Annotated in this window: 18 protein-coding genes; 6 read left to right on the top strand and 12 right to left on the bottom strand. The window is 43.2% G+C overall.

Going from position 1 to position 22822, the window contains the following annotated elements:
- Positions 1 to 67: 67 nt before the first annotated feature.
- On the bottom strand, positions 68 to 886 hold the full coding sequence (locus AAA970_RS02515) for a helix-turn-helix domain-containing protein (protein WP_060685412.1): 819 nt from the start codon (positions 884 to 886) through the stop codon (positions 68 to 70).
- A gap of 201 nt (positions 887 to 1087) precedes the next feature.
- On the opposite strand from AAA970_RS02515, the gene AAA970_RS02510 reads away from it, so the two are divergent.
- Positions 1088 to 2566 (top strand): carbon starvation CstA family protein, encoded by a 1479-nt coding sequence (locus AAA970_RS02510; RefSeq protein WP_338235859.1) that lies wholly within the window; start codon positions 1088 to 1090, stop codon positions 2564 to 2566.
- A gap of 28 nt (positions 2567 to 2594) precedes the next feature.
- On the opposite strand, the gene bshC is transcribed toward AAA970_RS02510, so the two are convergent.
- Positions 2595 to 4160 (bottom strand): bacillithiol biosynthesis cysteine-adding enzyme BshC, encoded by a 1566-nt coding sequence (gene bshC / locus AAA970_RS02505; protein WP_338235858.1) that lies wholly within the window; start codon positions 4158 to 4160, stop codon positions 2595 to 2597.
- A 435-nt stretch (positions 4161 to 4595) separates the two neighbouring features.
- Between bshC and AAA970_RS02500 the strand changes: the two genes are divergently transcribed.
- Positions 4596 to 7478, top strand: coding sequence for a DEAD/DEAH box helicase (locus AAA970_RS02500; RefSeq protein WP_338235857.1), 2883 nt, complete (start codon positions 4596 to 4598; stop codon positions 7476 to 7478).
- 855 nt (positions 7479 to 8333) lie between these two features.
- On the opposite strand, the gene AAA970_RS02495 is transcribed toward AAA970_RS02500, so the two are convergent.
- The 8 genes from AAA970_RS02495 to AAA970_RS02460 form a co-directional block, all read right to left on the bottom strand.
- Complete coding sequence (locus AAA970_RS02495) at positions 8334 to 9026, bottom strand: outer membrane beta-barrel protein (protein WP_338235856.1); 693 nt, start codon at positions 9024 to 9026, stop codon at positions 8334 to 8336.
- A 180-nt stretch (positions 9027 to 9206) separates the two neighbouring features.
- Positions 9207 to 9848: an outer membrane beta-barrel protein gene (locus AAA970_RS02490; RefSeq protein WP_338235855.1), complete on the bottom strand. Its 642-nt coding sequence runs from the start codon at positions 9846 to 9848 to the stop codon at positions 9207 to 9209.
- Between the two features lie 457 nt (positions 9849 to 10305).
- A complete protein-coding gene (rimO, locus tag AAA970_RS02485) occupies positions 10306 to 11616 on the bottom strand; it encodes a 30S ribosomal protein S12 methylthiotransferase RimO (RefSeq protein ID WP_338235854.1) in 1311 nt (436 codons plus the stop codon).
- Positions 11617 to 11981: 365 nt separating this feature from the next.
- Positions 11982 to 12308: a hypothetical protein gene (locus AAA970_RS02480; RefSeq protein ID WP_338235853.1), complete on the bottom strand. Its 327-nt coding sequence runs from the start codon at positions 12306 to 12308 to the stop codon at positions 11982 to 11984.
- Positions 12295 to 12720 carry a hypothetical protein gene (locus AAA970_RS02475; protein ID WP_338235851.1) on the bottom strand — a complete coding sequence of 142 codons (426 nt, stop codon included), beginning with the start codon at positions 12718 to 12720 and terminating at the stop codon, positions 12295 to 12297. Before AAA970_RS02475 ends, AAA970_RS02480 begins: the two co-directional genes overlap by 14 nt.
- Positions 12707 to 13132, bottom strand: a complete 426-nt coding sequence (locus AAA970_RS02470; RefSeq protein ID WP_338235852.1) for a hypothetical protein — start codon at positions 13130 to 13132, stop codon at positions 12707 to 12709. The genes AAA970_RS02475 and AAA970_RS02470 overlap by 14 nt, the downstream gene beginning before the upstream one ends.
- Entirely contained in the window at positions 13119 to 13544 is a 426-nt protein-coding gene (locus AAA970_RS02465; protein ID WP_338235851.1) for a hypothetical protein, read from the bottom strand. Before AAA970_RS02465 ends, AAA970_RS02470 begins: the two co-directional genes overlap by 14 nt.
- Entirely contained in the window at positions 13531 to 13866 is a 336-nt protein-coding gene (locus tag AAA970_RS02460; protein ID WP_338235850.1) for a hypothetical protein, read from the bottom strand. Before AAA970_RS02460 ends, AAA970_RS02465 begins: the two co-directional genes overlap by 14 nt.
- 903 nt (positions 13867 to 14769) lie before the next feature.
- Here AAA970_RS02460 and AAA970_RS02455 point away from each other — a divergent pair.
- Together AAA970_RS02455 and AAA970_RS02450 are read left to right on the top strand one after the other, a co-directional pair.
- Positions 14770 to 15897, top strand: a complete 1128-nt coding sequence (locus AAA970_RS02455) for a transposase (protein ID WP_338235849.1) — start codon at positions 14770 to 14772, stop codon at positions 15895 to 15897.
- Positions 15898 to 16675: 778 nt separating this feature from the next.
- Positions 16676 to 17449 carry a sulfotransferase family 2 domain-containing protein gene (locus tag AAA970_RS02450; RefSeq protein WP_338235848.1) on the top strand — a complete coding sequence of 258 codons (774 nt, stop codon included), beginning with the start codon at positions 16676 to 16678 and terminating at the stop codon, positions 17447 to 17449.
- Positions 17450 to 17566: 117 nt separating this feature from the next.
- On the opposite strand, the gene AAA970_RS02445 is transcribed toward AAA970_RS02450, so the two are convergent.
- The gene (locus AAA970_RS02445) at positions 17567 to 18535 is read right to left on the bottom strand and encodes an ABC transporter ATP-binding protein (RefSeq protein WP_338235847.1); all 969 of its coding nucleotides are present in this window, start codon (positions 18533 to 18535) and stop codon (positions 17567 to 17569) included.
- Between the two features lie 184 nt (positions 18536 to 18719).
- On the opposite strand from AAA970_RS02445, the gene AAA970_RS02440 reads away from it, so the two are divergent.
- Both AAA970_RS02440 and AAA970_RS02435 read left to right on the top strand, forming a co-directional pair.
- Complete coding sequence (locus AAA970_RS02440) at positions 18720 to 19709, top strand: hypothetical protein (protein ID WP_338235846.1); 990 nt, start codon at positions 18720 to 18722, stop codon at positions 19707 to 19709.
- A gap of 49 nt (positions 19710 to 19758) precedes the next feature.
- On the top strand, positions 19759 to 20496 hold the full coding sequence (locus AAA970_RS02435; RefSeq protein WP_338235845.1) for a DUF6048 family protein: 738 nt from the start codon (positions 19759 to 19761) through the stop codon (positions 20494 to 20496).
- 895 nt (positions 20497 to 21391) lie between these two features.
- On the opposite strand, the gene AAA970_RS02430 is transcribed toward AAA970_RS02435, so the two are convergent.
- Positions 21392 to 22822, bottom strand: a complete 1431-nt coding sequence (locus AAA970_RS02430; RefSeq protein ID WP_338235844.1) for a RagB/SusD family nutrient uptake outer membrane protein — start codon at positions 22820 to 22822, stop codon at positions 21392 to 21394.

Here is a 22822-nt window from a genome sequence, read left to right as displayed (position 1 = left end):
GTGGTCAATTTGAAAATCAAGATTAAATTTGCATTAATATTGATTTTTTCAAAGTCAGATCGTGCTATTATTGTTCAGACTTAAACTGTTTTGGAGTAAGTCCCGTCTGCCTTTTGAAAAACTTCCCAAAATAAGAAGCATCAGGAAAATGGAACCTGTAGGCCAATTCTGCAATAGACTCCTCCGATGTTATCAGCCAGCGTTTAACCTGAAGCAGCAAATACTCTTCGATCAGCGCACCTGCATTTCGTTGAGCCGCTTTTTGACAAATTTGATTCAGACGTTGTGGGGAAATGTTCAGTTCCTGCGCATAGTACTTCACAGAACGCTCCGGAAATTCCTGTCCTTGTAACAATTTTTGAAATTCAGAAAATTTCAACTGGTATTCTTCCTTCTTACTGTCGCCTTCTTCCTGAGAGGCTAAGGCTAAATACGTTTTGAGTAAACCCTGTACGATTTGCTTTTGCCAAGAACCACTTTGTTGCAAAGCTTCCGAAAGTTGCTGGAATAATAATTCATAAGGAGCAGCCTTACGAAGCCTGGTTAAATCTTCTGCCTGGAACTTTCTGAAAAGCACCAACAGATCAATATCCAGCATATCTTCCAAGAAGGCCTCTTTAAAAATCATGACATGGCCTTCCGCTTCCCTGGGCATATCAAAAGAATGTAACTGATCCTTCCCTACAAAAAACATACAAGGTGCATGAATAGGGTAATTAATATCATCTATTTTATGATAGCCTTCCGCATCTGAAAAGAAGATGAGCTCAAAATATTTATTATGGCGATGATGTGACGTTTTCAAGATATTTTTCCTGAAAGGAGCGATCTTCACCGCGGATTTTTGGTCAGATTTATCTTTCGTAGGGAGTTGCTCTTCACACATGTCCGATATTAATTTTGTACAAAAAAAGCACTTTCGTCAGCACAAATCAACACAAAAGGCAAACTATTCAGGGGGGAAATGTTCATAAAAAATGGGCTATTGACTTTAATTGAATAAATCCCGAATTTAATGAGAAATAGCATTGGCTATCTGACCAATATCATCTCCATTCAAGCTGTTTTCTAAAAAGTTATTAACCCCATGTGGACATTTTTTATTGCTATTGCCGCCCTGATCACCGGATATTTTTTGTATGGCCGCTGGATGGAACGCCTGTTTGAAGCCGACCCAAAGCGGCAGACTCCTGCCTTTAGCAAGGAAGACGGTGTGGATTTTCAGCCTATGCCCTTATGGAAAGTATTCCTGATTGAGTTCCTGAATATTGCCGGTCTGGGTCCCATTTTCGGAGCCGTACTTGGAGCGCTTTATGGCCCGATGGCCTTCCTCTGGATAGTGATTGGCTGCATCTTTATGGGTGCAGTCCATGATTATTTCTCCGGCATGCTTTCACTCCGAATGGGTGGTGCCTCTATTCCTGAAGTGGTCGGAAAATATTTGGGGCCGGCCGGCCGGCAGGCTATGCGCATCCTTTCCTTATTGCTATTATTAATAGTGGGGGTCGCATTTGTGGCAGGGCCTGCAGATTTATTGACCTCCTACACTGGCGGTGGGCTGGTCTATTGGCTGTATGGTATTTTTGCTTATTATCTGTTGGCCACCCTGTTGCCGATTGACAAAATTATTGGAAGAGTATATCCCATCTTTGGAATCGTTTTGATGATCATGGCGCTCGGTGTGGCAGGGACCATGCTGCTGGGAGAATTTAGTGGATCCGTCCAAATGCCGGAACTCCATTGGCGCCATTTATCCAATGCCCATTACCAGCCTGAAGTTCACCTGCTGTTCCCAATGTTGTTCATTGTGATTTCCTGCGGCGCACTTTCAGGCTTTCATTCTACGCAGGCACCCATGATGGCACGCACCCTTAGCAATGAAAAAGAGGGGCGAATGGCTTTTTATGGCGCCATGATCGCCGAAGGAATACTGGCGATGATTTGGGCCATGGCCGCCATGACCTATTTTGGAGATGTAGAAGGGCTGAACCGGGAAATGCAAATAGCCGGACATGGACCGGCCTGGGTGGTGAGCGAAATTTGCAATAGTTGGATGGGAAAAGTCGGCGGACTATTAGCGCTCATTGGGGTGGTGGCCTGCCCGATCAGCACCGGTGATACCGCCTTCCGTTCGGCCAGACTCATATTGGCAGACATATTCCAATGGGATCAGGGAGCGATCAAAAACCGGCTTATGATCAGCATTCCCCTTTTTCTGCTTGCTTTTTTTATGAGTCAACTGGACTTTACCACCATCTGGAAATATTTGGGAATCACCAATCAGCTTCTGGCAGTTTTGGTATTGTGGACGATCGCCGTTTATTTACAACGATCCGAAAAAATCCATTGGATCTCCTCCATTCCGGCTACTTTTATGTCGGTGGTATGCAGTGCATATCTTTTGGGTGCGCCTTTAAGTCAGGGTGGTTTAGGTTTACCGGCCAACTGGTTTTACCCTTTGAGTATAATTTTCGGGCTGGCATTACTGCTCATCTTCCTTTACACAGGACGCATAAAAGCCCAACAGCAAAAGGTTTATCGATATAAAAAATCCCTGCAATCGTAATCGATCACAAGGATTTGCTCTGCTTGGTCTAGCTCATTACATTGAATCTAAAATCAAAAGCAATGAAAGCTGCTTTCAGTTCTTCCAGGAAATCCTCATTATTCAAATAGAAATTTAGAAAGTTATCATGACGCTCCTGTAAGCCACCGCCCGGAAATAGTTTTTCCAATACGCTGTCGATTTGCTTCAGACCCGTTTCATGCTTGCGCTCTTCCGATTTTTTCAATCGCTTTTCGATATTATTCAAACTTTTCAAAGCTTTGGCTTCCTCTGCCCCAATAAAGCCTTCCAGGCTTTGATCCACCTCGTGGGCTTTTGATTTAATGGCGGCAAACACCTCCGCTAAAGCCTTTAAATTCTCCTCCAGATTGATTTCCTGCTCCGATTCTTTATTGATGTAATCGGCTTTGATATCCTCCGCATTTCGGAAAATCTCATCTGCCGGCAGGCCGATCTTCTCCCATTTATGTTGCAAATTCTTACTGAAAATCATGCCGAAATGACGAGGCAACAAAATCGGAAAAGGCACTTTGAAATGCTCAAACATGGGCTTTAGCTGCAACCAATAAGCCAACTCCCCGGGACCACCGCAATATCCCAAATTCGGTAGAATCCATTCCTGATACAGTGGGCGCATTACTACATTAGGGCTAAATCTTTCCGGAGATTTCTCAATGAGTTGATCAATCTCTTTGGCACTCATCGTCCAGCCTTTATTCAGTACTTCAAAATCGCCATTTTCATTCTTGACCAAACGCTCCCGAACATCCTTCATCAAATAGAAGAAATTGATTTCCCGGGGGTGCACCTGTGCTTTATATCCGGCATTGACCAGCTCTTCTGAAGTTTGCTGTACAATTTGCTGCGCCTCATTCTCAAAAAGATCTTTGCGAATCACCGGGCGAAACAAAGATTTCAATCCATTATTGTCCGCATCCAGCACTAACAGACCATCTTTTCCGAACAATTCATTCACATAGTGTGCTACTGCTTCCGCCAAAGTTTTCTTTTTCAAATAGGCTTCTTCAAACAAAGGCAAAGCCTCTGGCAGTGCTTCCAGAACAGCCTTCAATTCCTGTGGATTCATTCGCCCCACGGCTCCGGACTGCTCTGTTTCCCACTGATATTTTTTCCCAAAAAGATGGAAATAGGCAATCTCGGCAAAATCATGATCTTCGGAAGCCATCCAGTAAACCGGCACAAAATTATATTCCGGATAGGCTTCTTTTAGCGCCTTACAGGTATTGATCACCGATACAATTTTGAAAATAAAATATAAGGGTCCGGTGAAGATATTCAGCTGATGGCCCGTAGTAATGGTGAAGGTATTTTTATCCTTCATCATTAATCGCAAATTTTCCTTCACCGCATCAAAACGCTGCAAAGAAGCGTATTGGTTACGCAAAACCTGTGCGGTAATCATCCGGTGCGCCATCGGAAAGGAAGCAGCCTTTTCCCTGAGCTGTTCTCCGAAGTTTTCTACTGTAGGAAATCGATGATAGAAGGGGCTTAATTCCGGTTTTTGATCCAAATAATCCAGGAAAAGGGAGGAAAAACGCTTGGTATCCTTCAGGGCGATTTTTGTAGTAGTCATGATTATTTTTTGAGCTTAAATTGTCCGCAGCAAATATCTACATATTGTGCTAAGAACAAAAAAAGTAGGGAGTCCGTTTTGGGGAATGTTGTTCTACTGACTTTTGAAAGGATGAATCCACCACCAAGCTTTATTGGTGAGCCCCTATCCCGAATAAAAGGACTTGCCTCTCCCCAATTATATAAATATCTTTAAAGCCGAATTATTCACCGCTGGATTTAGTTATTCATTAACAGCATCAGGGATGGGTTGACTGGTTTTTTAATAGCATAAATTGGGGAAATCTTGCTTTCTCCTCATTCCTCTGCTTCCCATGGAAAAGCTCGGAATAGGGAAAACCCCTTCATTTTTCCTGCCTGGCAGCGCTATACGAAGATTTTAGCATGAATAATCCGGATAAAAACGATTTCCAATTTTTCATCAATACTCAGGTATATGCAAGGAGATTTTTATAGGGTAATTTTTGGTTTAAAAAGGGTTCCGGCTTTGGCGGTTTTTCATGGAACACACATTCCGGACAGCTGGCCGAATATCATTGGCTTTACTTCAAAGGTGAATGCGAAAGACCAATTGATACAGGCGCCACGATTCCTTCGAAGCAAAAAGGATTTTAAGAAATCCGATGATGCCGCCGCCTATTTTGCTAGTGGTTTTGAGCGCATCATGCCGCTGGATTGGCTGAATTTTCTACAAAGGAAACGTAAACCATCGGACTATACTCCCAAACGTCAGGAGTTAATAGAGGCACATGAGCTGATGTGGGAAAACCGCAACCGTCTGGTGAATCTAACGCCTTATTTATTGCCTGAAAATGCACGACCTGATCATCCCAAATTGCATGAAAAAGCCCGGGAACTACGCTGGATAGAGCATTTCAAATTAACTTTAGAACAGCAAAAGGTAAATCAAAAAATACAAATTCGGGCCAGGATAATCTACGGTCAACGAAGCTATCAACTGAAGAAATCCCTGGGACTTGGATTATGGTTGTGTGAAAAGGATTTACTGGTATTATTCCCCAGAGAACAAGCGTTATTGTTGCATGATTTAAAGCTTGAGGAAACACTTTCTTTGGATAAAAAAAGTTTTCATTCTCTGGATTTATCCGTTATCGTCCGGCTGGAAAGCCAATATGACATCCAGTTTCCAGAGGAATGGAAGGCTGCCCGGGGGCTGAAGTATCAGGCCCTAAAAAACAGAATTCTTTATCTGGATACACTGGACGGCTTTTTATTGATAAAACCTCGCGTTGGCTATGAAATTGGGGAATTTTACAAGGAATTTTCTCTTTCAGAACAGCAATCCATCATGTTTGCCTCCCCAAAAGGGACAATCGCCTTCCATCGGGACCTCACAGGGGAAGCGGCTTTTCTGGATTCTCTGACCCAAATGCACCCGCGCTTTGGCAGGCAACGGCAAAATGACAAATTTTTATCCTTTAATGAGGCCCTGGACGGCTTTTGGTTTTTAAAAGCTATAGAAAGATGGAAGGAAGATGGGGTGATCGTTTATGGAGAGACCAACCTGAAGTCCTTCAATTTTTCGGCACATTACCCCAAAATGATGCTCAACTCTTCCAGTGGAGAAGACTGGTTTGACCTAAAAGCAGAAGTACACTTTGGTGAGCAGCGGGTGGCCATTGCTGATATCAAAAAAGCCATTGATCGCAAGCAAAACTATGTGATGCTCTCGGATGGGAACCGTGGGCTCCTGCCCGAAAGCTGGCTGGATCAATATATGGATCTTTTCCGAGGGGCACGCATTACAAAAACAGGTTTTGAGCTAAGTGCTTTTGATGTACACCTGATCCGACGCTATCAGGAGGAATTAGCACAACAGGAGCATATTGAAAAGCATTTGGAAAAAATAGACCAACTCAAAAACTGGCACTCGAGCGAGACTATACCGGAATTACCCAAAGACTTTCAGGCCACCCTTCGGCCTTATCAACAAAGCGGTTTTCAATGGCTGAACAGCCTACAGCAGATTGGTTGGGGAGCCTGCCTGGCAGATGATATGGGACTGGGAAAAACCGTACAGGTATTGGCCATGCTACTAAAAACACATCAGGAGCATGCCGGGCAACAATCTCTGATCGTGGTACCAAAGTCATTATTATTTAACTGGCAGCGGGAAATAGAAAAATTTGCCCCTAGCCTGAGCGCCTATGTACATCAGGGCGCGCTTCGAGATAAAAGCGGTGAAGCCTGGGCGGACTACGACCTGCTGCTTTCGACCTATGCCACCGTGCGTCAGGATATTTTGCTGCTGAAAAAGCAAACTTTTTTATATACCATACTGGATGAATCACAAGCCATTAAAAACCCGGCGGCACTCACCACCAAAGCCATCAAGCAGCTAAAAACACGCTACCGATTGATTATGACCGGTACACCGGTGGAGAACAATACTTTTGATTTATATGCGCAGATGGATTTTATTAATCCCGGCATGTTGGGGACCATGAGTCATTTCAAAAAGACCTTTGCACAGCCCATAGATAAAGATAAAAATGAACATGCTGCCCGCCAATTAAGGGAAATGGTCTACCCATTTATGCTAAGGAGGAAAAAAGAAGAAGTGGCCAGGGACCTGCCGGAAAAAATAGAAACCACCCTTTATTGTGAAATGGAGGAAGAACAGCAGCAGGTGTATGATTACTACAAAAACAAAATTCGTGAGGAAATCCTGGACAATGAATCAGAAGGAGGAATCTCTAGCCCCCTGACTGTTTTACAGGGTTTATCTAAATTGAGGCAAATATGCAATAGCCCTCAACTGATCACAGAGGGAGAAGAGGTTCGCTCCTCAGGCATCAAATTAGAAATGCTGCTATCCAAAATCAAGGAGATTCATCGGGAGGGGCATAAAATATTGGTCTTTTCTTTTTTCACTGGAATGCTGGACCTGATTGAACAGGCGCTCCATGAGCAAAACATTGGCACGGTAAAACTTACAGGAAAAAGCAAAGACCGGGAACAGCTGGTGGAGCAATTCAAGACGGAGGAAGACAAAGCCGCCTTCCTGATTAGTCTGAAGGCGGGTGGTTTTGGCCTGAACCTTACCGAGGCTTCTTATGTCTTTTTGGTCGATCCATGGTGGAATCCGGCAGTAGAGCAACAGGCCATAGACCGTAGCCACCGAATCGGACAGGACAAAACCGTCTTCACCTATAAACTGATCTGCAAAAACAGCATTGAGGAAAAGATTTTGAATTTACAGGAAAAGAAAAAGCATTTGGCTGAAGAGCTTATCTCCACGGATGGGGCCCTGTTAAAACAACTGGATGGAGCAGAAATAGCGGCGCTATTTGAATAATAGCTATAAGTAGACTTTTTCCTCAATTTATGCGAGCATAAATGAATAGAAATCCCCATTCAAATTATTGTTTGGGGATTTTTTCTTTGTAGGGTAGGGTACTTAAAGTTGATTTATATGCCTGTTTATTAAGCTGAACAGGGCTTTTTCATAAAAAGCTAGATCAGTCATTCAATACCTTATATTGAATAATCAATCGTTTCTTTTTCATTTTTTCTTGATAAAAAACGAAACAAAAAAATCAAGGCTGTGATCAATGTCGGCGGGACAAAGAACCTGCTGCCGGAATCCATCAAGGCGACATTTGGACAAGGCAGGAAACTGGTGAAATATGGTTAAAATGCCGCTGTGATGTCTTCTTGTCGCCAACAGAGCCTTTGTCTATCCGCACATTGATCAAGGCCGGATTATTGATGTGGAAGATTTTATACTATAAAGTCAATGCTGAAAAAGATAGAAAGCTAACTCATCAAAAAGCGCTCAAATCAAATAGACTCTCATTAGGAACTAGGTCATTCCTATAAATTTCTCATTTATAGTTTTATGAAAAAGCCGTGTTAAGCCGAATTATACTTCACTAGGATCAACAAGATTATTTTCAATACACTAAAAGCGTGTTTAAAAGCGCACCCTCCGACTGCAAATTCGAATGATTGGAAGCGATTTTGGATAAATTCTCAACAATAGCGCTGCTATTCTCTCAAAATAATCGGGCGATCGCCTCTGCAATAATCAAATATTCGCTGCGAATTTTGGCTGTCAAACACGCTCTAAGCACACAAATTATGGTTATTCAAACTAAACAACCCGCCCAACATCCATCAAAAAAATGAATTACACACCGAATGATCCGGGTTAAAAACAAAAACCGACGCTTAAACGCATCAATCGCTTTTCAAATTTCGCTTCTGAATAAGTATCACCATTGACATCCATTAAACCAATGTTATAGCTCAGGCCAAAATCAATTCGCTTTACGCGTATGGAACCTCCCAACGTTACACCAGCATCTAATTGGTGGTACATGGCATCTTCATCTTCTTCTGGTCTTAAACTACCGTTATAAAAGTCCCCTCCCTGATAATCAATGGAGCCGGTTCTACCTCTGACCATTCCAATATAGGGACCCAGAAAACCGGATAAAAATACCCCTTCCCGAACCATAAACGTCCCTTTTGCGGTAACTGGAATGGAAATATCCATCAGCATATTATCTGCAAAAGTATAGTCGGCAATACCATTAGTCGCTGCTGGATCAATACCATATATGGAGAAAATAGCCCCTGTCTCTATTCCTACTACCGGATGAATAGGAAAAAAGTGCACATAGCCTAAATGACCTCCCTTCATCGGGTTACCTTCATAGGTCCTGTTGCCTTCAAAAACCTGCATTTTTGCAAAATCTCCGCCAATAAACACTTTATTGTGCATCCGGGATTCCGGTTTATACTTTCTTTTTTGCTTTTTTTTGTACTTATGCTTTTGAGCTAAAGCCGGTGATATTGAAATACAGCAAAGAAGTGCTATAAGTGTAAATAGGTTTTTCATGATAATGGGTGTTAATGAAATGGTGAAGTAAATATAGTTTATTTATATAAAATATTGCACTATTCACCTCTACTATTCTCTCCAAAATCTACATGGCTAGCACCAAACACCCGTTAAAGCATTTATTAAAAACAACTTACCCCTTTAAACCTTCCTATTAATGACGCAAAGCATTTTAGTCTAAAATATATATCCGAACATCATGCTGAAGGAGTAGTTCGATTTACGTATAATCGGTTCTTCCAACTTCCATACATTGGTCACTCCCATATCATACTTCACTTCGAAGACCAGCTGTCTATAAAAAGCCCCACCCCCAAAAGAAAATCCAAAGTCCCATGGGTTCATTTCCGGTTTCAACTGCTCAGGAGAGGTTGCCATGGAGGGGGAACCACCAATCTGAGCACTATTTGGTGCAGGCGTATCTCTTTTAGCACTAAGTGATCTTGCCACATATGGACCGGCAAATGCATAAGCACTTAAATGCTCCTCCAGTTGTAGATTAGCCCTGAATCGCATGGGAAGTTGCAGATAATAAGCCTGAATTTCCTCTTCTGTCACCACATCATCAAACTCATATTTGCTCTTTGCCCCAAAAGACTGTACACTCAGGCCGGTATAAAAGGAAATATCTTCCCCTAAATCCCAATCGGCAAAAAACTCCCCAGAAATTCCCCATTGCTCGTCCATGGATAGAAAATCCACATCATTACTGGCAGAAATCTTATGATTAGTGATATTGGGCCCAATCTTCACCCCATATTTTTGGGAAAAAGCAATGCCGGCCACCATTGTTAAAAGAAAGGTCAGTATTAATCTCATCCTGCAATATGCTTTTGATCGGGTGAAAAACCGCGCCTCACAAGGCAAATTTGAAGGATTGGAATTGATTTCGGATTACAATTCAACAATAAACTTTTTATTCTTACAAAAATAAGCCTTTTGCCATGCTGCCCTCCTCAATTTTTCGTGATACTGCCCTGCTGCATTTTAGTCGATTTTTTCTGGATTACTCCTCGTTTAGGGGCAAGGCGGAAAAATGAAGGAAAAGTTTCCTATTTCGAGTTTTTTCCAACGAAGCAGATGAATGAGGGGAAAGCAAGCTTGCCCAAATTTGGGCCGACAAAAAAACAGTAAGACCACTCGAAAGACACAGTCCTAAAAGTCCTTAGAAAAAAGCGGCTGAATTTAGTGGTGATTACTTCAGCTGATACACACACCATAAATAAAAAAGGCCGGTTAATAACATAACCGGCCTGAAAATATAGTGTAAAACGCTTTAAACTGGTTTTCCGAATAGGTCAAACTCAGAGGCATCTTCAATTTCAATATTGGCAAAATCTCCCAAACGCAATAGGTAATCATTGGCAGGAATCAACACCTCATTGTCTACCTCCGGGGAGTCAAATTCTGTTCGGCCTACCCAATAACCACCTTCTTTACGGTCAATCATCGTCTTGTAAATACGCCCAATTTTTGCCTGATTCAGCTCCATTGAAATCCCTTCCTGTAGCTGCATCACCTCATTGGCTCTGGCTTGTTTGATTTCCTCAGAAAGGCTGTCTTCCATAGAGAATGCATGGGTGTTTTCCTCATGAGAATAAGTAAAGATACCCAAACGCTCAAAACGCATTTTCTCCACAAATCTCAGCATCTCTTCATGATCAGCCTCCGTTTCGCCTGGGTGGCCGGCAATCATGGTAGTACGGATGGCAATTTCCGGTACTCTTTCGCGAATATCAGTGATCAGCTGCTCCGTTTTTGGGCGGTCAATGCCACGGCGCATGGCTTTCAGCACATTGGACGAACCGTGCTGCAATGGAATATCCAGGTAATTACAAATATTATCGCGCTCTGCCATTACGTCAATTACATCCATTGGGAATCCCGCCGGATAGGCATAATGCAGACGAATCCAGTCAATACCATTGACGTCTGAAAGATGACGTAATAAATCCGCTAGATTGCGTTTTTTATAAATATCCAAACCATAGTAGGTCAAATCCTGGGCAATCAACAAAAGTTCTTTGGTGCCATTCTTGGCCAAATTCTCTGCTTGCTTGACCAGATTCTCAATGGGCTGAGAAACGTGCTTTCCGCGCATAATCGGAATGGCACAGAAAGAACAAGGGCGATCACAGCCCTCTGCAATCTTTAAATAGGAATAATGGTTCGAAGTAGTGGTCACCCGATCTCCCAAAAGATCTGCCTTATAATCGGCTTTAAATCGTTGCAATAAGGCTGGAACCTCATTGGTACCAAAAAAGGCGTCAACCGTTGGGATTTCAGCGGTTAATTCTTCTTTATATCGCTGAGATAGACAACCCGTCACGAACAGTTTATCAATATTTCCGGCTTCTTTTTCCTCGGCAAATTTCAGAATCATATCAATGGATTCCTGCTTGGCATTGGCTATGAATCCGCAGGTATTGACGATGACAATATTGGAGTCATTCTTTTCAGACTCATGCTCCACATCAATATTGTTGCCCTTCAACTGTGTGATCATCACCTCAGAATCTACCAGGTTTTTGGAACATCCCAAAGTAATCACATTTACCTTATCTTTTTTAAGACCTCTAGCTTTCAAACTTTTATCGTATTTTTTTCGACTGCAAAGGTAGCTAAAGCATTTTACAAAAAGTAATTTGATCACTTTATTAGCTTGAATTCCTATTTTTTCAAATAATGTGAATGTAAGGCGGCAGACGTTTCAATGCTCCACAATTCGTAATTCAGCCCTCCTTAATCACCTCCTTCTAATTCTCAGTCTTTTGCTTAATAAAAAAATCATCACTCCAATTTCAACATCAATCCATCTTAATACCCCCCTATTCACCACCTTCTCTTCCTCTCAGTACTATCAAAAATAATTAGTGATAATTTGTGTAATTAGTGGTGAAAAAAAAATCACCCCTCCAACAAACTAAAAAACACCCACCTAATCCTCCTCCCCTACCAAACTTCTAAATCAGCTTCAGGCTTTTCTTTTTCATTTTTTCTTGATAAAAAACGAAACAAAAAAATCAAGGCTGTGATCAATGTTGGCGGGACGAGGAACCTGCTGTCGGAATCCATCAAGGCGACATTTGGATAAGGGGACAAACTACTAACGACCTTGCTGAAATGTCGCTGTGATGCCTTCTTTTCGACAGCAGAACCCTCGCCTTTCCGCCCATTGATCAAGGCCACATTGTTGGAATCCAAGGTGACGAACAATAGGGCAGTGGACAGAACAGCTTGTCGGATCAACTTTTTAATAACGCCATTAATAAAAATCATTCGTGTGATTCATGTAAGTTCGTGTAATTCGTGGCAAAAAAATCATCGCTCCAACAAGCAAAACTACACCCACCCAACGCACTTCCAAAAAAACTTCTGAATCAGCATCCAGCCTTTCTTTTTCATTTTTTCTTGATAAAAAACGAAACAAAAAAATCAAGGCTGTGATCAATGTTGGCGGGACGAGGGACCTGCTGTCGGAATCCATCAAGGCGACATTTGGATAAGGGGACAAACTAGTAACGACCTTGCTGAAATGTCGCTGTGATGCCTTCTTTTCGACAGCAGAACCCCCGCCTTTCCGCCCATTGATCAAGGCCACATTGTTGGAATCCAAGGTGACGAACAATAGGGCAGTGGACATAACAGCTTGTCGGATCAACTTTTTAATAACGCCATTAATAAAAATCATTCGTGTGATTCATGTAAGTTCGTGTAATTCGTGGCAAAAAAATCATCGCTCCAACAAGCAAAACTACACCCACCCAACGCACTTCCAAAAAAACTTCTGAATCAGCATCCAGCCTTTCTTTTTCATTTTTTCTTGATAAAAAACGAAACAAAAAAATCAAGGCTACGATCAATGTTGGCGGGACGAGGAACCTGCTGTCGGAATCCATCAAGGCGACATTTGGATAAGGAGACAAACTAGTAACGACCTTGCTGAAATGTCGCTGTGATGCCTTCTTTTCGACAGCAGAACCCTCGCCTTTCCGCCCATTGATCAAGGCCACATTGTTGGAATCCAAGGTGACGAACAATAGGGCAGTGGACAGAACAGCTTGTCGGATCAACTTTTTAATAACGCCATTAATAAAAATCATTCGTGTGATTCATGTAAGTTCGTGTAATTCGTGGCAAAAAAATCATCGCTCCAACAAGCAAAACTACACCCACCCAACGCACTTCCAAAAAAACTTCTGAATCAGCATCCAGCCTTTCTTTTTCATTTTTTCTTGATAAAAAACGAAACAAAAAAATCAAGGCTGTGATCAATGTTGGCGGGACGAGGGACCTGCTGTCGGAATCCATCAAGGCGACATTTGGATAAGGGGACAAACTAGTAACGACCTTGCTGAAATGTCGCTGTGATGCCTTCTTTTCGACAGCAGAACCCCCGCCTTTCCGCCCATTGATCAAGGCCACATTGTTGGAATCCAAGGTGACGAACAATAGGGCAGTGGACATAACAGCTTGTCGGATCAACTTTTTAATAACGCCATTAATAAAAATCATTCGTGTGATTCATGTAAGTTGGTGTAATTCGTGGCAAAAAAATCATCGCTCCAACAAGCAAAACTACACCCACCCAACGCACTTCCAAAAAAACTTCTGAATCAGCATCCAGCCTTTCTTTTTCATTTTTTCTTGATAAAAAACGAAACAAAAAAATCAAGGCTACGATCAATGTTGGCGGGACGAGGAACCTGCTGTCGGAATCCATCAAGGCGACATTTGGATAAGGAGACAAACTAGTAACGACCTTGCTGAAATGTCGCTGTGATGCCTTCTTTTCGACAGCAGAACCCTCGCCTTTCCGCCCATTGATCAAGGCCATATTGTTGGAATCGAAGGTAACGAACAATAGAACAGTGGACAGAACAGCTTGTCTGATCACCTTTTTATAACGCCATTAATAAAAATCATTCGTGATAATTCGTGTAATTCGTGGCAAAAAATCACCCCTCCAACAAACTAAAAAACACCCACCTAACCCACCTCGCCTACCAAACTTCCAAATCAGCTTCAGGCTTTTCTTTTTCATTTTTTCTTGATAAAAAACGAAACAAAAAAATCAAGGCTGTGATCAATGTTGGCGGGACGAGGAACCTGCTGTCGGAATCCATCAAGGCGACATTTGGATAAGGGGACAAACTAGTAACGACCTTGCTGAAATATCGCTGTGATGCCTTCTTTTCGACAGCAGAACCCCCGCCTTTCCGCCCATTGATCAAGGCCGCGGTTGTTGGAATCGAAGGTGACGAACAATAGGGCAGTGGACAGAACAGCTTGTCGGATCAACTTTTTAATAACGCCATTAATAAAAATCATTCGTGTGATTCATGTAAGTTCGTGTAATTCGTGGCAAAAAAATCATCGCTCCAACAAGCAAAACTACACCCACCCAACGCACTTCCAAAAAAACTTCTGAATCAGCATCCAGCCTTTCTTTTTCATTTTTTCTTGATAAAAAACGAAAAAGAAAAAATCAAGGCTGTGATCAATGTTGGCGGGACGAGGAACCTGCTGTCGGAATCCATCAAGGCGACATTTGGATAAGGAGACAAACTAGTAACGACCTTGCTGAAATGTCGCTGTGATGCCTTCTTTTCGACAGCAGAACCCTCGCCTTTCCGCCCATTGATCAAGGCCGAGGTTCATACAGCTAGACATTTTTGCCTAAAAACGTAAAAAGCGAATCAACAATAGTAACTTTGGGTTCCAACGCCAACAAAGATCTATGTTCAATTCGCTTCACAGCAAACTTACGCAAGAATTTCCAAAATGGGGTAAAGCTTGCTGGAAAAATGTACTCGCCCTAAGTTTAGGCATCATCCGAAAAGGAACCGTTTGTCTTAATAAAGTGAAAGATTCCATCGGTAGCATTTTAGATAATCAGCGTACTTCCGCCTCTGGCCATTACAAACGCTTAACCCGCATATTTACGGAATATTCTGACACCCATTTATGGAGTGATCTATTGCAATTATCCGCCATGCATATGCACAAAGGTGGGGATTTTTTGATGGTCGATGGCACCAGCTGGACGCAAGGGGATCGTACTTTTCATTTCATGACCTTGGCCATTTTGTATAATGGAGTAGCGGTGCCGATCTATTTCATGAATCTGGAAAAGAAGGGCATCAGTAATCAGGAAGAAAGAATTCAGTTGCTTGAAGAGGCGTCAAAGTTATTCAATCTTGAAGGCAAAATTCTCTTGGCTGATCGTGAATACGCAGGACAGAAATTCATCAAATACCTTGAGGATAACGGCTTTAAATATGTGCTTCGGGTAAAAGAATGCAACTTTAAGAATCAGTGGAATGAAAAATCTATGACGAAAGCGCAAATGATTTCAAAAGTCATAAATAGTAAGGTGAAGGGCAAAACGATGTCCGCTAAGATGAAGTTTGAAGCCGGAGACAATTGCCGGATGGTCATCAAGAAAAGTGAAGATGCGGAAAAGGAACCTGTGATTTTCCTTCTGACAAATCTATCTAAAAACGCATATAAAGTAGCTGAGGACTATCGGAAGCGATGGCAAATTGAGACATGTTTCAGACATTTGAAGACCAATGGTTTTGACCTTGAAAAAATGAATGTTCAGGGAGCAGATAGATGTCGGTTAATGATGGCTATTGTCGTTTTTGCATATTCGGTATCCATAGCTCATGGGTTAAAAAAGTACAAAAATGTTCGTCTGAAAACTTATGCCAATGGTAAAAGGTACAGATCCATTTCCGTTTTTCGAAAAGGAGTCGAATGCATCGCAGAAGCTGATTACAGAATAGAAAATTGGGGCGAGTATATCCTGATTCACTTCTTAAGCCATGATCGGAAAATTTGCCCCAAATCAATAAATGTCTAGCTGTATGGCCGAGGTTATTGGAATCGAAGGTAACGAACAATAGGGCAGTGGACAGAACAGCTTGTCTGATCACCTTTTTATAACGCCATTAATAAAAATCATTCGTGATAATTTGTGTAATTAGTGGTTAAAAAAAAAAAATCACCACTCCAACAAACAACTCAACACTCACCTCACCCACTTCCCCGCCCAAAATTATGAATCAGCATCCAGTCTTTCTTTTCATTTTTTCTTGATAAAAAACGAAACAAAAAAATCAAGGCTGTGATCAATGTTGGCGGGACGAAGAACCTGCTGTCGGAATCCATCAAGGCGACATTTGGAAAAGACGACAAACTAGTAACGACCTTACTGAAATGTCGCTGTGATACCTTCTTTTCGACAGCAGAACCCTCGCCTTTCCGCCCATTGATCAAGGCCGCGGTTGTTGGAATCGAAGGTGACGAACAATAGGGCAGTGGACAGAACAGCTTGTCGGATCAACTTTTTAATAACGCCATTAATAAAAATCATTCGTGTGATTCATGTAAGTTCGTGTAATTCGTGGCAAAAAAATCATCGCTCCAACAGACATACAGCTCCCCCACCATCCACGACAAAAAACTAAACACCACAAAATTAGCCAGCTCCAGCGTTGTTGATAGCCCTTGAGTTTGGCGATGAAACACCTACCTTAAAATCAACTATTCAATATTGATCATTAATATTCTTTGAAAATCAAGAGATATTTAACCTTTACGCTAGGCAGGGGTATTTAAGATGAACAGAGCAGTTTAAAATGACCCTTATCAAACAAAGCCTTAAGAATATTTGGGACGTCAGGTTCTTTCTTTATAAACAACCTCACCGATTGCTATTCGAGCATGTCCCTAAATGCGGAGGTACTTCAGTGGTTACCTACCTCAGACAACAATATCCCGGATTTCAAACCTTTTCCATGGACAATCGCGCGCCACTGGAATCGGTGGAATTGTTCCGTAAATTACCCGAAGAGAAAAGATTCCAATACCGTTTTTTATATGGTCATCAGGCGCACCTGATTAAGGATTTTGTCCATCCGGCTACCAAAAAGTTCACCATTCTCCGAGATCCAATCGATCGGATGGTGTCTCATTATTATTACGTTTTGCGTCGTCCGACCCACTACCTTCATCAGGCTGTTATCGAGCAGCAGCTGGACTTAAAAGACTATATCACGCTGGAAATTAGCAAGGAGCTACGTAATAATTATGTGCATCGCTTTACCCAATTAGAGGAAGGTCAAATGTTGGAGTTGGGGGATGCTGCGGTAGATATGGCTTTTCAGGTACTGACGCAAGAATATGCCTATGTTGGTCTATTGGAACAGCTGGAACAGGATTTGGCCGTGGCTAAAAAACACTTCAATTTTATTTCGGCTTTCAAGCCTGTTTTGGCCAATGCCACGGCAGGGAGAATTAAGGTGGAAGAATTGGATACAGTAACTCTGGAGCGAGTGCAGGAACTTAACAGATTGGATATTCTGCTTTATCAAAGAATAAAGACTTATCGTCAGAGAAGCTTTCAGTATTAGAAGTCCATTGTTGCGATCAATAATATTACAAAGCCCGCCAAGCTGATTTCAAGCTGCGGGCTTTTTCGTTCCTGTATCTACTCCAACCTGAATTTCCCTCACCACCTTTTATTCCGACTACTGAAGCGCCACAAAACGCTTAATGGAAATATGCTCCTCGGGTGCTTCCGTGCTATTCAGAAAAAGCCGGATCCCCTCCGACTCTATTTCATATTGCGTCGTATGCCCTAAAAACTGGGCGGAAAGCACTTTTACAGGCATCCCTTCACTCCCCCAATGAATATCCTGATGACGAATGCAGACCGATTGCTCCGCAGACAAAGCCAAGCGATGGGCTTCCTCCCGTGATAAAATATTGGCATTTCCGAAAAATCCCGCCACATAAGCATTAAAGGGCTGCTCATACAGTTGTTGCGCCGTGCCACTTTGCACCACTTTTCCGGTATCCATCACCACTATCCGATCCGACATTCGCAAAGCCTCATCCATCTGGTGTGTGACCATGATGGCCGTAATGCCCAGATCTTTGATGATCTTTTTCAAATCCTGAATCAGCGCCAATTTGGTAGGCGTGTCCAGATTACTAAAGGGCTCGTCCATTAACAACACTTCCGGTGTTTTGGCAATGGCCTGCGCAATGGCCACCCGTTGCTGCTGACCTCCCGAAAGAGCACCCGGTAGTTTATCTTCGAAGCCTTCCAGGCCCACCAAAGCAATTAGTTCTTTTAGCCGCTTATCCCTTTCCGATCGGACTAAACCGCGAATGTGTTCACCAATATTGCCCGATACGGTATGGAAAGGCTTTAAATCAAAATGCTGCTGGATAAAACGAACATTCGGATGGCCCCGCAAAAGTTTCTTGCTTACTTTCTCCGCCTGCTGATCACCAAACCAAATGGCTCCTTCGGTCGGATCATCATATCCGCCAATAAGGCGCAGCAAAGTGGTTTTCCCACAACCACTCCCTCCTACCAGGGACAAAATCTCTCCGCGCTCCACTGCCAGATTGACTTCATGCACAGCAGGGAATTCTTCATTTTCGTAGGTTTTGCTAATATTTTCCAGCCGGATATGGCTCATCATCATCGCTCGTTTTAGTTGAAGATGCAAGAAAAGCAATCAGCGCCGTACGGACAAATTGATTGCTTTGATACCGCCCGAGGATAAAACTATATCCATGGAATTATTAGGACATTTCACTGAATAAATAAATCGGAAACACTAACTTTGGCAGAATTAGTATATTTGAGGCGATCCCTCATTTTTGTTTATGAAAAATAAAAGATTAAGCCTTTTTCAACTTTTCTTCCACTTGCTGTTCATCGCCCTGTTTATGTTCAGCATTGCGGCCTGCCGCGATAATCAAGAATGCTTTGATGAAAACAATGCTTTCGTCGTGGGAACTTTTTTGGTCACCGAGGCGGGACGTGAAACCGCAGTAGGGGCCAGCGTGGATTCCCTTTTCGCGATTACAGAATCGGAGGAAGGCCGCAGGAAAATTTATTATAATGAATTTTCGGAAACCACCGGAGAACTATTGCCCTTCGACATGGGCGTTCCTTTTAGACTGGAACTAAGTCCGCTAACAACAAAAACCACTTACTACCTTTTTCAAAAAGGCTACGGGACCCAATTGGATTTCACCTATAAAACCACCCCTCAGTTCCTATCGGAAAACTGCGGGGTAAGCTTCATTTACAATAATTTGGAAATGATCCAGGATGAACAATCCCAGCAGGTACTCCCCAATGGGCAGACGGTCAATGATGAATTAAAAAATAACCAAACCAATATCCTTTTCACGCTAGAATGCGAGCAGGTAAAGGACAATAATGATTTTATAAAGGTGGAGTTATTGGGCAGCGATGGTAACCCGGGAGTGGAATTTGATTCTATTTACACTTTTCGTCCCCTTTTTAATGACACCCTGGTCATTGCCGGAACAGGCGCGCGAGTGTCATTGGATCTACCGGTGGTTATCCCTGCTGAAGATCAGGAGGCCTTTCAGCAAACGTATTATTTTAAAAGAGGAGCAGCTGATTTCGCCGAGCCCGACTCTATTGTTATACAGGTGAATGCCCAGCGCTATTTTGCTGCTAATGGCTGTGGCCCGGGAGTCACTTTCACCGAACTCGATGTAACAGAACAATCCAAGATCACCATTATTAGCGATATTACAATTGGCAATGAAAATAAAAATCTCAGAGGGAGCGAGTTTAACTTTAATATTCAGTTTAATACTAATATTACTGAGCAGTAATTTTGCTTCGGCCCAGTATGTAGATCCTTCCAACCGAAATGATGGGATTATGGACAAGGATATATCCCTGGATTCCGCAGAGCTTGCCCGTATGCCCGCCCGTCCGGAGCGCGAGAAGCTGGGCGAAGAGTTCAAATTAAGGGCCGTTGAGGGCTGGTTTATTCCCTCCTACATTCGGGTAGGGACAGATATGATCAGCTGGGGCAGAACCGCTTTTGAAAAGGGCTTCACCGATATGCGCATACATGCCGACACTGATATTGGCCGCTGGAATCTGTCCGTTGAAATGGGCCGATCCACCTTTTCGGCTAACCGAAGCCCAATTGAGGACCGTCCGCTGGAACCAGTTTATGATTATGAAGCCCAAGGCCAGTATATCAAAGCAGGCATCGATGTTAACCTGACGCCAAGAAACTGGGACAACTCCATGATCTTCTTCGGAGTACGCCGGGCCGATAGCTTCTACAGTGAGGATTTTTCCTATGTGGTCAACAATGTATGGGGGCAAACGCAGGAAAGCCTCAGCCAAAGCGGCAATCACACCAGCTGGTATGAAATTTTATTTGGCTACCGTACACATGTTTGGCAAAACTTCTCCGCCGGCATGACTGGTGGCGTACAGCTCGCTACCAACACTCCCACTGATGATCTTCAAAGTTTTGTCCCTTCTTACGCCCCTGGCTTCGGACATTTGCAGAGAAACACCCGCTATTTCCTGGAGTTTAACCTATTCTACACCATCCGCTTCTGGGATAAGGGAAAACCACTGGCCAAGCCAAAGAAATAAAAAATACTCCAAGCCATTTGCGACAGCAGGTGGCTTTTTTTTGGGGCTGCTGCCGCTAAGCCCAAATTATTTATGCTTAAATCCTCGTTTAGCTGCAAGGCGGGAAATGAAGGAATAGTTTCCTATTTCGAATTTTTCCCAACGAAGCAGAGGAAGGAGGAGAAAGCAAGCTCACCCAAATTCGGGCTATTAAAATAAACTGCAAAACCGCAAAAAACATAAGCACTGAACCTCTCGCCTCCTGTTCCTGAAACTGGCGGTAAATAATTGGGCTTAGACGTCAGCACCGGGCTGGCGCGGCTCCCCCCATCGGCCTTTTGGGCCGCTGTGGTTTAAACAGGCCCGCTTCATCCCTGCCCCGGCCGGGCTATTCGCCCGGAAGGTGCCTCGAGTACAACCGGCAGAAGGATAGAGGCATTGTTGAAGCTCTTTTTTGCAGCCTAAAAGCGTAGCGGCTCGCAAAAAAAGCGACTGCCGAAAGCCTGGTGCCGAGCCTGGGCGAGGGACTGCCCCTAAAAAAAACGGCCTCTCAATCCTGATTATTCATGGATACCTCCTCGTTTAGCTGCAATGGAGAATAAATGAGCAAATCGTGCGCTATTTCCAGTTTTCCCCCAACGAAACGGATGAAGGAGGAGAAAGCAATCTTGCCCAATTTGGACTATTAACAAGCCAGCAATACCAACCCAAAACACGGGTGATCATCCTCTTGCGGCTGAGCCCTGAATCTTGTGGTGAATCATTCGGGTTAAAACCTAAAAAAACAGATCGCCCTCCTCCATGCCGGCTTGGTACCCTTGGATATCATGCAAAAAAGCCGCCCCATGAAGGGGCGGCTTTCAACACTCAAAACAAGAACAATACTCAGTGCAAGAAGCCTCCTGCACCAAAAACATTAATATTTTGGTTGCTCCAAAGCCGTATTGGCCAACATGGAGCGCTGTGGAATAGGGAACCAGAACTGCTTATCACCAGCAGCAACGCTTGACAATTCCTCCACTTCCTTGTCTTTTGACCCGTCCACCAGGCGCACTAAAGTTACCCCCATATTGTGGCGACGCAGGTCAAACATATAATGACCTTCATAAGCCAATTCTTTACGACGCTCTGTGAACACTTCATTTTCAATGTCTGCCACATTTACCTCAGGGGCATCGCCCATATAGCGCGCATCACGAATTTCCTGAATGATGGATGCCGCCTGTCCCGGATCTACCGATGCCAAGGCTTCCGCTTTATTCAGCAATACCTCCGTATAACGTAAGATTTTTGGCGCGTGCAATCCGGTTACTCCACTGGTTTGCGCAAACTTATAAATATACTGGTAACCAGGTTTTTTAGCATCTACCTCCACAAAGTGCTTAAGGCGAACATCTTCGGCATCAAATAATTCCATGAATTCCGGATTAGCCGTATAGGCACCATAACCTGATCCACCCTCATCTTTATAGTAAATATAGCCGAAGTTATCTGATCCACGACTCTGAGACTCTACTACCGCTAATTCAAAGATGGTTTCGGTCATATTATTTCCCTGATCCCAGAAATATTCCTCGAATCCTTCCACACCAATCATCTTAACGCCTGTCACGGCATCAGCTGCTGCTACTACTTTTGTCAAAGCGTCTGCGCGGTCCGCTACCTGATCAATTTTAGAGAAATCTGATACCTCATCTGCAATGTAAAGATATACACGAGACAACAAGGCATGCGCCGCATTTGGAGTCGGTGCGTTCACCTGATCGTTGGTGATCATCGTGGCTGCCTTTTCCAGGTCTGCAATGACCTGATTATAAACCACGGCCATATCATCATTAGCAGGCTGAAAGTTCACCGCTTCCTCAATGCTCTCCACCGGCTTTAACACTACAGGCACCGCATCAAAGAATCTTACTGCATCAAAAGAAGCCAAAGCTCTTAAGAAATACGCCTGACCTTTAAAGTTGTCATCTGCCTCCGGGTTAGCGATTACCCGGTTTGCATTGTTAATCACACGGTAGATCTGATCATAAAGGTTGGTTTCATTACTCCCTACCGTATTCGGCATCGCCTCGAATTTCTCCATGCGCGACTCGAAGATGTAACGGTTAGAGTTACTGATCCCTTCTACAATATTATCCGTACCGATATCACCGAAAATATAGGCGTTACGACCATAATAAGCGACACCATACATGGTGTTCATGGCACCATTGATTTGATCTTGTGGATACTTATTGGCATCCTCTACATCCAATGCGTAGTCAGGTTTCACATCCAAACTACATCCGGTTGCTAAAAGGGAGGCGGCCAAAACGCCCCCCATCAATATTTTATTTAAATTCAT

The sequence above is a fragment of the Persicobacter diffluens genome, assembly GCF_036244895.1.
Lineage (GTDB): Bacteria > Bacteroidota > Bacteroidia > Cytophagales > Cyclobacteriaceae > Persicobacter > Persicobacter diffluens.
The sequence above is the reverse complement of the archived record's forward strand: the minus strand, read 5'-3'. Positions and strand labels throughout refer to the sequence as shown.